Genomic DNA, 14,125 nt, shown 5'->3' with positions numbered 1-14,125 from the left:
ATTAAAAATTATAAACACTTATGATACGCACCGTTAACTTACAGAAGCTGTTTACAACAGAAGAGGTGGAAACCACTGCTCTCAACGGTATTAACATGGAAGTGCAGGATGGTGAATTTGTGGCGATCATGGGACCCTCTGGTTGTGGCAAATCTACTTTGCTGAACATTTTAGGGCTGCTTGATAATCCAAGCGATGGGGAATATCACTTTTGGGATAAGGAAGTGGCGCGTATGAGTGAAAGGCAAAGAGCGCAGCTTCGTAAGGGCTCTATCGGATTTGTATTCCAGAGCTTTAACCTCATTGATGAGCTAACGGTTTTCGAAAATGTTGAATTGCCTTTGTTGTATCTGAAAGTACCGGCTGCTGAAAGAAAAGTAAAAGTGGAAGAAGTGCTGGAGCGCATGAATATCATGCACCGCCGGAATCACTTTCCTCAGCAGTTGTCCGGTGGTCAGCAACAAAGGGTGGCCATTGCCCGCGCTGTAGTAGCGAAGCCCAACCTGATACTGGCGGATGAGCCTACCGGTAACCTGGACTCTACCAATGGAGAAGAAGTAATGAAATTATTGCAGGAGCTGAACAATGCAGGTACCACGCTGATCATGGTAACGCACTCGCCATATGATGCCGGTTTCGCTCACCGCATTATTAACCTGTTCGATGGACGGGTAGTGACCGAGAATATCAAGGAGCAATTCCATGTGTGATTTTTTTTCGCCATTCTAAAACCACATCATTATGCTTCGGAATTATTTCAAGATTGCTATCCGTCATCTGCAGCGGCACAAATTTATTACGATCATCAATGTGGCTGGATTGGCAGTGGGCATGGCCTGCTGTATCCTGATTGTGCTGTATGTAAGTGATGAATTGAGTTTTGACAGATTCCACCGCAACGCAGATAATATTTATCGGATTACTACCACTTCCCGCAGACCTAACGGCGAAATAGAGTATGGTGCCAGCACACAGTTTGCCCTGGCACCCAACCTGAAGAAGGAAATCAGTGGCATCACGGACGCGGTACGTATTATGGCACCCGGCAGGACGCTGTTTAGCGCCGGGGAGAAAAGAATATGGGAAGATAATAGCGGATTTGTAGATGCGACTTTCTTCCAGTTTTTTAGTTTCCCGTTGTTAGAAGGAAATCCGGCAACGGTACTAAAAGAACCGTATTCCATTGTGCTAACGGAAAGCGCTGCCAGAAAATATTTTGGGAATGAACCGGCGATAGGGAAGCTGGTTAAAGTGGCCAATAGCTATACCTGCACTGTAACTGGTATCGCCAAAGATCTGCCCGCCAACACAGATCTGCCGATGAACATCATTGTTTCTTTTTCCACTGCAGTCAAAGAAGCCTTAAAGGTTGACTATAAGCTGGAACAGCAGTGGTTTATGTTTGATAACAATGTGACCTATGTACAGTTGGCAGATCATACCGATCCGCATAAACTTACCGGAGAGTTACAATCTTTTGTAAACACCCATATTGGAGGAATCCTAAAGAAACATAATATACAATTTGCATTATCCCTGCAGTCCATAGACAATGTACACCTGCATCCGGAAGGGGATAAAGGGGTAGACAATACGCCCATGATCTGGATGTACATTGCGATAGCAGTTTTCCTGATATTGATTGCCTGTATCAACTTCATGAACCTTACTACCGCCCGGGCGCATGAAAGAGCTAAAGAAGTAGGAATGCGTAAAGTGTTGGGAGCAGAAAGAAAGAGCCTGATACTTCAGTTCCTGACAGAATCGCTGTTGATCAGCATACTTTCGTTCGTGATGGCGTTTGTGCTGGCGATGGCATTATTGCCTTCCTTTAATTCGATTACCGGTAAAGAATTATCGTTGTTATCTACCGCCAGGTTGCCGCTATATGCCGGTTGTTTACTCCTGGTGGTGACAGTAGGAGTAATTGCAGGCAGCTATCCGGCACTATACCTGTCGGGACTGATACCAGTGAAGGTGTTAAAGGGCAATTTCATTGCATCCGGTACCCGGGTGTTGGTACGCCGCAGCCTGGTAGTGGCGCAGTTTGCAGTAGCCGTGGCGTTAATTATTGCCACAGTAGTGGTGTTTTCACAACTACGCTATTGGCAGCAAAAGAACATGGGTTTTGATAAAGAGCACCTGGTGAATATATACCTGTCGGGCATAGAGGGTAGCAATAAAGCAGCGTTGTTGAAATCATCTCTCCAGAATATATCAGGTGTGCAACAAGCCTCGCTGAATAACCTCTTAATGGGTAGCGGTGTATTAAACAACAATCCTATTGTACGGGAAGGAGAAGACGATAAAGACGGGTTTGTAGCAGGTATTATACAATCTGATTTTGATTTGCTTAAAACGACTGGCATCAGGCTGGTGGCTGGCCGCGACTTCAATCCGGCATTGTCTACCGATTCTACGGATGCATTTATCATCAATCAAACCGCCGCCAGGCAATTAGGATATAAAGACGATGCAATTGGGAAGCGTATTGAATGGCGTCCCGGATATATGAGCAGACATGGCACCATCATCGGTGTAGTAGAAGATTTTAACCTTCGTACGTTGCAGCAGCCTGTAACACCGGTAGTGTATTTTATAAAACTGGAGGATGCCGCGCTGCTTACACTGCGATTGGCCAGAGGAGATCAGAAATCCGCATTAAAGCGTGTAGAAGCGGCCTGGAACAGTATTGTGCCTGAAACACCCTTTAACTACACGTTTGTTGAAAGCGACATAAACGCGCGGTATGTTGCAGAACGTACCCTGGGCAAACTTTTTGGGATTTTTTCCGGACTGGCCATCTTTATTGCCTGTATTGGTTTGCTGGGATTATCCATGCTCATATGCCGGCAGCGGACAAAAGAAATCGGCATTAGGAAAGTGCTGGGAGCTTCTGTGGCGGGTATATCTTTGTTGTTATCCAAAGACTTCCTCAAACTGGTTTTGATAGGTATCTGCATCGCTTCACCCATAGCCTGGTATGGTATGGAGCGTTGGTTGCAGCATTTTGCATTCAGAATACACATTGAATGGTGGGTATTTGTACTTACCGCAGTGTTGGTGATATTAATTGCGTTGTGTACCATAAGTCTGCAGTCTGTAAGATCGGCATTAATGAACCCGGTTAAGTCACTTAGATCTGAATAGACATGATGAAAAATTATTTTCGCATTGCCTGGAGGAGTCTGCAAAGAAGCCGCTTCTTTGCTGCGCTGAACATTGCCGGCCTCGCCTTCGGCATGGCGGTATGCCTGTTTATTCTCTGTTGGGTGGCAGATGAATACAGCGTAGATAAATTTCATGCTAACGGGGCTAATATTTACCGGCTCAATGTGAATGTTGACTGGGGAGGTTTGCGTACCATGAATGTTACTCCGGTGATATTAGGAGACGAAGTGAAAAGAAGCTTTCCTGAAATCACCGCTAATGTGCAGGTGCTTCCTATGGAAGATAATATACTATTCAAGACGAATAGGAAAACATTCCTGGAAAAGAATGCGGTATATGTGTCACCTAATTTTCTCCAGGAAATGGATTTCCCATTATTGGCAGGTGATAAACGCACGGCGCTTACACAGCCCAATTCTATTGTATTAACAGAAGCATTGGCCAAAAAATATTATGGAAATAGCGATCCTATCGGGCAAATTGTGAAACTGGATAATGGAAACACCCTGCAGGTAACTGGTGTGGTAAAGCAGCCCCCTGCCAACTCCTCCATCTCTTTTAATTTTATTATTCCTATTGCGGTAAGCATAAAAGAGGCCCCATGGTTGCTGAAACCCGGTAGTTACAGCATATTTAACTACATGGTGATCCGGCCTGGCACAGACATAAAACAACTGACAGCCAGAATACAACAGCACTATCAGCGGTTAAACCCTGCGCAGAAGAGTGAATTATGGTTACAACCTCTTGAAAACACCTATCTGTATGGCAAATATGAGAATGGAAAAGTAGCCGGCGGAAGGATAGAGTATGTGCGTTTGTTTTTTATAACCGCATTGATTGTACTCGCCATTGCCTGTATCAACTTCATGAATCTCTCCACAGCACAGGCTTCCAGGCGTGCGCGGGAAGTTGGTGTGCGTAAATCTTTAGGCGCCACCCGCTCTTCCCTGATGCTCCAGTTTACTGGTGAAGCCATGTTGATGGCGGCTATCGCCGCTGTTGTAGCAGGTACGGTGGTATGGTTACTGATGCCGCTATTCAATAATTTTACAGGTAAGCACATTGTTTTCACGATGCCGGTTATCGGTAAATACGTTGTTGGTTTGCTGTTGGTTACTTTGTTAACAGGTTTGCTGGCGGGCAGCTACCCGGCTTTTGTATTGTCGCGTTTTCTACCGGTAAAGGTATTGAAAGGTGATCTCAGCAGCGGTGGTGGTACTCCTTTGTTGCGGAAAAATCTGGTAGTAATACAGTTTGTACTCTCTTTTGTGTTCATTGTAGGGAGTGTAGTGATCTATAGCCAGATGAAATATATCTATCACCGTAACCTGGGAGTAGATCGGGAAAATGTGATGTATATGGCACTGGACAAGGGCTTCCTGGAAAATCAAACAGCAATAGAACAATCGCTGGCACAGTTACCCCAGGTAAAATCATTTACCTATTCCAATTTCATTCCACTGTCTGTTGATGGCACCAGCGCCGATCTTTCCTGGGAAGGTAAGCCGGAGCAACTGACCCTTAACACGGCGCCATTAACTGTAGGATATGATTACATAAAAACATTGGGCATGACATTGAAGGAAGGACGTGAGTTTTCTCCCGACTTTGCCTCAGATACTAACGCGTATATGATCAATGAAACAGCAGCCCGTGTTATGGGGATGACAAATCCGGTAGGAAAGGAGATAGGCTTCTGGCGTGGCAAAGCAAAGATTATAGGTGTGGTGAAAGACTTTCACTTTGCTTCCATGCGTGAGAATATCAACCCGGTAGTAATGATGCTGCAACGCACTGATAACAACTATATGCTGCTGCGCCTGGCCAAAGGCGACGTAGCCAATGAAATAGCGGCCATAGAAAAAGTTTTCCGGAAGTTAAATCCCGAATACCCGTTGGAATATCATTTCCTGGACGAAACTTTTGATAGCATGTACCAATCGGAAACCATGCTTAAAAAACTGGCAGAAGTGTTCGCCGTCGTGGCGATATTGATTTCCTGTTTGGGCTTATTTGGCTTGTCGGTTTTTACGGCGGAACAACGAAAAAAGGAAATTGGTATCCGGAAGATATTGGGCGCATCGGTGCTGAATATTACCACACTGCTTTCCCGGGAGTTTTTGTTACTGGTGCTGGCAGGTATATTGGTAGCTACGCCATTGAGCTGGTACCTGATGCATAACTGGTTATCGGGTTTCATTTATCACGTGAATTTATCTGCCTGGATTTTTATAGTGGCCGGGTCATTGGCAATGCTGATTGCATTTACTACCGTGAGTTTTCAATCTATTAAAGCAGCGTTGGCAAACCCGGTACAATCTTTAAAATCAGAGTAAAATACTGCGTATATGTTTAAACGTTATATCATTATCACTGTCAGAAATCTGCGCCGGCAAAGGTTATTTACCTTTATCAATATTGCCGGTCTGGCAGTAAGTATGGCAGTGTGCCTGATAGTATTAATTTCTACCCGTACCAGTTTTACTTATGATAATTTTCATCCGGATATTGCACATACCTGGAGAGCTACATTGAAAGTACAAACACCCGATGGAAGGAAATACCATCTGGCCAGTACACCTGTTCCACTGGGAGAAATGCTGAAAAGCAATTATGCGGCTATTAAGGAGGAGGTTACGTTTTACGGTGCTTTGTCGGGTGAAGGAAAAATTAATAAGAAGAAAATAAATGTAAGTGGCGCCTTTACCACGCCTTCTTTCTTCGATGTGTTTGGATTTAAACTGGCAGCAGGAGATCCGAAAACAGCGTTAACGGCACCCAATAGTATTGTGTTAACTGATGAAACGGCTATACGATTTTTTGGTACCGTGGATCCCATGGGCAAAGTAATAGCATTTGACCGGCTGGGTAGCTTTGTGGTAACCGGTGTGCTAGCGCCTGCGCCATCTGAAACGCATATCAGCTATGAAGCATTTGGCTCCATATCGTCTGTACCAGCGTTGGAGCAAAGTGGCGCTTTGCCGCCCAGAAGCCAGAATTGGGACCTGAATCAGGATTCCTACACTTATGTGGTCTTGCGTCCGGGTGAAGGTAAAGCGGCATTTGCGGCGGCGCTGAATGATATTGCGCATCGCTATGATGACATGCCCAGGCAGGGAAAAGGCCACATTAGTTTTGAGCCGCAAGCCCTGAGTAAGATCACCCCATCGCAGCAATTGTATAATGATATTTCCGGCACACCGCCGTGGACAAAGATCTTCGTGGAAGTAGGCGTAGCCCTGGGCTTATTGATTTGTGCCTGCTTTAACTATACTAATTTATCTATTGTCCGCTCCATGCAACGCGCCAAAGAAGTAGGTGTACGTAAAGTCAACGGGGCGCAACGTTGGCAGGTATTTATGCAGTTTATTACGGAATCAGTATTTATGTGCATACTGTCGTTGATCATGGCAATGATGTTGTTACTGGTGGCCAGGTCAACACATTTCAATGCCTTGCCGATACCGGATGTCAACCTGTTTGAACCAAAAATACTGGCCATGTTCCTGCTGTTTAGCGTGGTTACTGGTATAGTAGCAGGCGCTATCCCTGCCTGGGCATTATCTTCTTTCCAACCTGCAAAAGTGTTAAAAAACCTGATCGATATAAAGCTATTTGGTGGAATGGGCTTGAGGAAAACGCTGATCGTGATTCAGTTTGCGCTTTCGCTGACCGCCATTATTTTCCTCGTCACTGTATACCGGCAATTTAGCTACAAGGCGGTGAAAGACATGGGCTTCTACCGTAAGGATATACTCAATGTACCGCTGGCAGACGTGGATTTTCGGTTGATGAAAGAACGAATGATGTCATTGAACGGCGTATCAGCAGTAACAGCCAGCTCTGGTACCCTGGGCATGCCGCGCGATGCCAGCTTTTGTATGATCAAGCCCGGTGAAGGAAAGGATCCGATGGAATTTGGATATTATGCGGGAGATGCAGATTTTATTAAGGTCATGCATCTCAAACTATTGGCAGGTAGCAGCTTTCCTGTGGCAGCTTCTAAAGAAAGAGAGCAGTATGTAATCGTGAATGAAAGGGCCCTGGATGTAATGGGTATTAAAACACCCGCCGACGCGATAGGTAAAACACTGTGGCTCGCATCCGATTCCTCCGCGTTGAATATCGTAGGTGTAGTGCAGGATTTCAACTATCAGCCTATTGAAGTAAACATTCGTCCCATGGCAATCCGGTATAAAACCGGCGAGTTCAGGCAACTGCAACTGGCTATGACCCATGGCGATAAAGACCAGCAAATTGCGGCAGTAAAGAAGGTCTGGATGGAATTGCATCCGGGTGAAATATTTTCTTCTGAATGGATGGATGAACAATTGCTAAGTCGCAGCGGTGGAGAGGTTATTTCCATGCTTGGATTCCTGGTATTTATCTCTACCATGATTGCGGCCCTGGGACTGCTGGGCATTGTAGCCTATACTTCCTTTACCCGCAGAAAGGAAATCAGCATTCGCAAAGTGCTGGGCGCAGGATCAGCAGGGTTGTTGTACCTGCTATCTAAAAACTACATACGCCTGATCATCATTGCAAGCTGTATCGCGCTGCCATTGGGTTACCTGGGAAGTATGCTCTTCCTGCAGATTTTTGCCTACAGGGTTGGTATTGGTGTTATTCCAATGCTGGGTAGTGTGTTGTTTTTGTTGTCGTTAGCCATGATAACTATTCTCTCACAAACATGGAGAGCTATTGAAGTGAATCCTGTTGACAACCTGAGAAACGATTAACGATGACATTATATCACGATATTAAAAAATGAATAACAAGTGAACAGCAAATCAGAGTGTGTGTCTACACGCCCTGCTTCTTTTTCGCTTTTAATTTATATCGCTATGTTTAGAAGTTACTTAAAAATTGCCTGGAGAAATTTGCGGAAGCAGAAAGTGTTTGCGGTAGTGAATATTGTGGGCATGAGCACTGCTTTGTGTGCGGCGTTACTGTTATCGCTTACCGCTTACCGTGAATGGACGTATGATAATTTCCATGAAAATGGAAAAGATATCTACCAGTTGCTGGGTAAGGAGAACGAGGGAACCCGCATCAAAACAGGTTCCAGCATGGCGCTACCGCTGGCAGATGCAATAAAGAAAGAAATACCCGGTGTTAAGTATACTACCTTCATTGCAGATGATCATTTACCGGTAAGATATGGAACCAATCACTACTACCTGGGCACCCAGATGGTAGATAAAGACTTCCTGCAAATGTTTACGTTTCCGCTGTTGAAAGGAAATAAACAGCTGGCCTTACAACAACTGAACCAGGTGGTGCTAACTCATGCATCTGCTATCAGCCTGTTTAAAGATGAGGAGCCAGTGGGCAAAACGATAGAAGTGAACCTGGGTGGCAAATGGCAGCCGTTTGTGGTAAGTGGGGTGGCTGCTGATATTCCGGATAACTCCACCCTGGCATTTCAACTGTTGATTCGTTTGGAAAATATGCCGGAATATGCCAGCACAAAAAACGAATGGAATGCGTCTAACTTTCCATTGTTTATACAATTGGAGGCCGGCGTTAGCCGGGTTGTATTTGAAAAAAATGCGGCGCTGCTGTTAAAGAAATATTATAAAGGAAAAATTGAGGACCTCGAAAAAGTAGCGGGCCCCGCAGGCAAAGGGAAAGACCTGTTCTGGCTGAAGACCTTACCGCTGAAAGATTTTCATCTCGATCCGGAAGGCCAGTATAACAGCGGGCTGAATAAATTTTATCCCTGGTTGATGCTCATTTTGGCTGCACTGATTACCAGCATTGCCTGCATTAATTTTATCAATCTTTCTATTGCCCGGTCTTTTGGTCGTAGTGGTGAAATAGGACTGAGAAAATCACTGGGAGCGCAGGACCGCCAGTTATTAATACAGTTTTGGGCAGAAGCTTTTCTCTTATGCTGCTGTGCACTTTTCCTCGCCGCTTTCGGGATGGTATTGCTCCTGCCTTATTACAACCAGGCATTTGGGCATAATGTGGGATTGAGTATACTGCGTAATGTAAAAGTGATAGCAGTGGGAGTGTCCGTATTTTTTGTGATTACCCTGCTGGCGGGTGGTTATCCAGCCTGGAAAGTAGCCCGGCTGAATATTGTGCAGGTATTAAAAGGGAAGTTGAAATTGAGTAAAAGCAGCGGTGTACGCAATAGCCTGATTATCGTACAATTTATAGTAGCTGTGGTATTGATTAGCTGCACCTTTATTATATGGCAACAACTTCGTTTTATTCAAATGGCGCCACTTGGCTACAATGCCACGCAGGTGATCAGCATACCATTGGATAATGCCCCGTCAACGGCGATTGCAGCCATGCGCAACCGGCTGGCTGAGTTCCCGGAAGTAAAGAATGTAACAGGGAGTATGCTCAACCTTGGATTGGGGAAAGATGGTTCATCGGGTAACTGGACACGTGGATTTAGCTATAAGGATGGACATATCACCACCCAATGCCTGGTAGTAGATTACGATTATGCTTCCACCCTGGATCTGAAGCTGGTGTCCGGCCGCGACTTCTCCCGGAACTATGGTACAGATAGCACTGCCGTAGTGATCAACGAAAGCATGGCTAAACAGCTGGGTGTAGCCGACCCCGTGGGTACCACATTTTCAATGGGCGATGATGGACCCGTACACGTTATCGGCGTAGTGAAAGATTACCATTATGAGTCGCTTCGGAAAAAAATTGAACCATTGGTAATGACCATGAAAGAGCCATCTGCCTTATACTATATTTTTGTAAAAGTAGAAACAAGGAACCCCATTGCCACCCTGCAACGCATTTCAACAGTATGGAAAGGATTGAATCCATTGGCCGAAAATGAAGCTTCCTTCCTGGATGAAAATACCCAGCGGTTATATGTACAGGAAAAGCGCTTTTCAAAAATATTTTTTACAGGCGCTATCCTTGCTGTAATCATTTCTGCCATGGGCTTATTTGCCATTGCAGTATTAGTAACAGCATACCGGGAGAAAGAGGTGGGTATCCGCAAGGTGTTGGGCGCCTCCACTGGCGGCCTGGTACTGCTGTTGTCCAAAGACTTTCTTCGCCTGGTACTGGCAGCCATTGTAATAGCCACCCCGGCGGCCTGGTATTTTATGCGCCGGTGGCTGCAAAATTTTGAATTTCACATAGCCATCCACTGGTGGGTATTTGTAATAACGGGGCTTTTGGCAGTAGTCATTGCTTTTGCAACAGTAAGTTTGCAATCCGTGAAAGCGGCTTTGGCGAACCCGGTCAATAGCCTCCGGTCCGAGTAATGAGGTAACGCATTAACGGTTGTGCCTAATCGCAGGCCGTTAGTTTTAATTATATTGCTATGCCGTTTTGCAGTAATAGCATAATTATCAAAAAACAAATTAACTGATCATGATACAATTGCAGAAAATTTCCAGGCACTTCCCCGTTGGATTCGGAAAAAACTATATCCTGAAAGATATTGACCTCACCATTAATGAAGGAGAATTCGTATCCATCATGGGGCCTTCCGGTTCTGGAAAATCTACATTACTGCACATTATGGGGTTGCTGGAAGAACCTTCCGAGGGACAGTACCTCTTTGAAGGAGAACGGGTAGATAAAATGAATGAAAAGAAACGTACCCAGTTACACCGGGGTTCTATCGGGTTTGTGTTTCAGGCCTATCACCTGATTGACGAATTAACGGTGTATGAAAATATTGAAACCCCTTTATTGTATAAGAATATACCTTCTTCGGAAAGAAAAAGCCGGGTAGCGGATGTATTGGACCGCTTTAATATGGTGGCTAAAAAAGACCTCTTCCCGAATCAGTTATCCGGGGGGCAGCAACAGCTGGTTGGTATTGCCCGTGCTATAGTGGCGGAACCACGCGTTATCCTGGCCGACGAGCCTACCGGTAACCTGCATTCTGATCAGGCTAAAGTTATCATGCAGCTATTCAAACACCTAAACGAGCAGGATAAGATCACCATTATCCAGGTAACTCACTCAGATGTGAATGCCACCTATGGTAACCGTGTTATCCAGATCCGCGATGGTCAGATACAACCATAAAGGCAGCTCACTTTTAGAATTTGTAAAAAAAAGATTATGTTGTACACTCAATTGATGAGGTATACTGCCATACCTGTTAAATTTTTGCCTTCTATCAAGAAAGGTGGAAAACAATCATCACAATTATTATATTTTTGGTATGTTATGAGAATATCCCGAATAACAGGAATACTCCTGATTTTATTGTTTGCTAACATCGCATCTGCTGTAGCCCAGGATACATGGAGTTTGCAGCGTTGCGTGGACTACGCCTTGCAGAATAGCCTGACCGTTAAACAACAAGTGGTGCAGAAACGCCTTGCCGATCTTACATTACAGCAAAGCAGGCTGCAAATGATTCCCAGCTTCAGTGGAAATGCCAATGCGGGATATTCTGATGGTAGGGCCCCCTCATTGGGAGATAACCAGTATGTTAATCAGTCTGTTTTTAGCTCCAGTGGTGCTATTAACATGCAGGCCAATCTCTTTAGCTGGTTTAATCAGCAAAGAACCATTGCTGCCAATAAGTATGATGCCCAGGCCAATAGCTTCCTGTTGGAAAAAGCAAGAAATGATCTTGCCTTCAACGTAGCTACTGCTTTTCTGCAAACATTATTGAATATCCAAACCGTTCGGGTAAACGAAGAAAATGTACGGCTCACCCATTCTAATTTAGAAAATACTAAAAAACTGGTGATTGCCGGTTCTGTGCCGGAAAGTAATCAGGCCGACCTGGAAGCCCAACTGGCGCAGGATAGCACTAACCTGGTAACCGCTCAGAATAATGTGATCCTTTCCATACTTCAGATTAAAGCGTACCTCAACCTTGGATTCGAAATTCCGTTTACACCAGAGGTACCGGAAAATATCAATAGCCTGCCATTGTCTCCTTTACAGGAAATGTCACCAGAAATGGTATATAGTGCTGCTTTAACTAATTATCCGTTGGTAAAATCGGATGAATTGAAGATTCGTAGTGCTACCAAATCCTGGCAGGCAGCCAAAGCACTGTTGTATCCGAGTTTGAGCCTGGGAGGCAACGTTAATACATATTACGCTAATAATTATTATGATCAGCAGGGTAAACTATTGTCCTTTCATGATCAGATCAATAATACTTACAAGAAATCAATTGGGTTAACCTTGAATGTGCCTATTTTCAATGGCTGGCAAACAAGGACCAACATAGCCAAAGCGAAAATAAATATCTATAGCCAGGAGCTCACCCGGGATCTGGACAACCAGAAATTGAAACAGGATATTTATACCGCACATGCCAATGCCGTTGCAGCACTACAAAAGTATAATGCTTCCTCCACCGGAGTAATGGCCGCACAAAAAGCGTATGATTTTGCCACCAAACGCTTTAACCTTGGATTAATGAATACCATTGACTATATCACCACGCAAAGTAAATTGTTCAGAGCCCAGGTGGATAAAGTCACTGCACAATACGATTACATATTTAAAATGAAATTACTGGAATTCTACAGGGATCAGAAAATATCGCTGTAGTGATGCCCGGAAACTAAATTGCTTTATGAAGAAAAAGACACTTTATTGGCTCATAGGCATACTTTGTTCACTCGTTATTTTGCTCCTCGTACTGAAAGCGTCTGGAGTCATCGGTAAGGAAGAAGGGATTAAAGTTGCTATAGATAAGGCTGCCAACAGGAATATCATAGAAGTAGTGACTGCCAGCGGGAAAATTTATCCCGAAATAGAAGTAAAAGTAAGTTCGGACGTATCCGGTGAAATTACCGACCTGTTGGTACAGGAAGGTGACTCCGTGAAAAAAGGCCAGATACTGGCACGCATATACGCTGATATTTATGGATCCATGGTAGACAAAGCTGCCGCCTCTGTAAGTCAGAGCCAGGCTCAGTTAGCCAATTCCGCCGCCGCGCTCAACTCTTTCAAGGCCCGCCTTGAACAGAACAAAGCTGCCTATAACAGGAACAAGGAACTCCTTGCCCAGAAAGTGATCTCCAAATCAGAATTCGAAACTGCAGAAGCAACTTATCTCGCCTCACTGGCAGATTATAACGCCGCTGTGCAACAAATCAACGGTAATAAATTCGCCGTACAAAGTGCACAGGCCAATCTGAACGAAGCCAATAAAAACCTGGGGCGTACTACCATCTCCGCACCTATGGGGGGCATCATTTCTCTCCTGTCTGTAAAGAAAGGGGAGCGCGTGGTAGGTACTGCACAAATGACCGGTACGGAAATGCTGCGCATCGCCGATATGAATACCATGGAAGTACAGGTAGATGTGGGCGAAAACGATATTCCAAAAGTTAAATATGGCGATACCGCTATTATTGAAATTGACGCTTACAATAACCGTCAGTTCAAAGGTACCGTAACACAGATTGCCAGCTCCAGCAAAGGTGCGGCTACTGCTACAGCAGTTACTGCTTCCTCCGCTGAACAGGTAACCAGCTATATTGTGCATATCCGCATATTGCCATCCAGTTATGAAGACCTGATCGGCAAATCCGGCAAAAGAACATTTCCGTTCCGCCCGGGTATGAGCGCCAGCGTTGATATTCAAACACGCTACGTTAATAACATCCTGTCTATTCCTATTAATGCAGTCACTACCCGTGATGCAGATTCCACCAAACATGGAGATAAGAAGAAGCCTGTACAGGACGATACTACCCCCGGTTCCTCTGCCAGTACAAAACCTACACTGAATGAAGTAGTATTTGTATTGCAGAAAGATGGTACCGTTAAAATGGTGCCCGTAAAAACAGGCGTACAGGATGATGCCTGGATCCAGGTTACTTCCGGTCTGAATGCTGGTGACCAGGTAGTGAGCGCACCATATACAGCGATATCCCGCCTGTTGGATAATGGTAAAAAAGTAAAAGTAGTCCCTAAAGCAGACCTGTTCGAAGGACAAGCGAAATAAAGCAGAAAGCTTAAAGCAGAAAGC

Annotated in this window: 8 protein-coding genes; all 8 read left to right on the top strand. The window is 44.8% G+C overall.

Features of this window, described 5'->3' with window-relative positions; translation table 11 throughout:
* Positions 1 to 20: 20 nt before the first annotated feature.
* The 8 genes from J7623_RS24605 (at position 21) to J7623_RS24570 (ending at position 14,101) form a co-directional block, all read left to right on the top strand.
* A complete protein-coding gene (locus J7623_RS24605) occupies positions 21 to 710 on the top strand; it encodes an ABC transporter ATP-binding protein (protein ID WP_209856524.1) in 690 nt (229 codons plus the stop codon).
* Positions 711 to 741: 31 nt separating this feature from the next.
* Entirely contained in the window at positions 742 to 3,150 is a 2,409-nt protein-coding gene (locus J7623_RS24600; protein ID WP_291925439.1) for an ABC transporter permease, read from the top strand.
* A 2-nt stretch (positions 3,151 to 3,152) separates the two neighbouring features.
* Positions 3,153 to 5,510, top strand: a complete 2,358-nt coding sequence (locus J7623_RS24595) for an ABC transporter permease (RefSeq protein ID WP_291925436.1) — start codon at positions 3,153 to 3,155, stop codon at positions 5,508 to 5,510.
* A gap of 12 nt (positions 5,511 to 5,522) precedes the next feature.
* A complete protein-coding gene (locus J7623_RS24590) occupies positions 5,523 to 7,913 on the top strand; it encodes an ABC transporter permease (protein ID WP_291925433.1) in 2,391 nt (796 codons plus the stop codon).
* 105 nt (positions 7,914 to 8,018) lie between these two features.
* The gene (locus J7623_RS24585; RefSeq protein WP_291925431.1) at positions 8,019 to 10,427 is read left to right on the top strand and encodes an ABC transporter permease; all 2,409 of its coding nucleotides are present in this window, start codon (positions 8,019 to 8,021) and stop codon (positions 10,425 to 10,427) included.
* A gap of 109 nt (positions 10,428 to 10,536) precedes the next feature.
* Positions 10,537 to 11,202, top strand: a complete 666-nt coding sequence (locus J7623_RS24580) for an ABC transporter ATP-binding protein (RefSeq protein WP_291925428.1) — start codon at positions 10,537 to 10,539, stop codon at positions 11,200 to 11,202.
* A 144-nt stretch (positions 11,203 to 11,346) separates the two neighbouring features.
* Positions 11,347 to 12,696: a TolC family protein gene (locus tag J7623_RS24575; protein ID WP_291925426.1), complete on the top strand. Its 1,350-nt coding sequence runs from the start codon at positions 11,347 to 11,349 to the stop codon at positions 12,694 to 12,696.
* Between the two features lie 25 nt (positions 12,697 to 12,721).
* Positions 12,722 to 14,101: an efflux RND transporter periplasmic adaptor subunit gene (locus J7623_RS24570; protein ID WP_291925424.1), complete on the top strand. Its 1,380-nt coding sequence runs from the start codon at positions 12,722 to 12,724 to the stop codon at positions 14,099 to 14,101.
* The last annotated feature ends 24 nt before the right edge of the window (positions 14,102 to 14,125 follow it).

It is taken from the genome of Chitinophaga sp. (assembly GCF_017745275.1).
In the GTDB taxonomy this organism is placed as follows: Bacteria; Bacteroidota; Bacteroidia; order Chitinophagales; family Chitinophagaceae; genus Chitinophaga.
The sequence above is the reverse complement of the archived record's forward strand: the minus strand, read 5'-3'. Positions and strand labels throughout refer to the sequence as shown.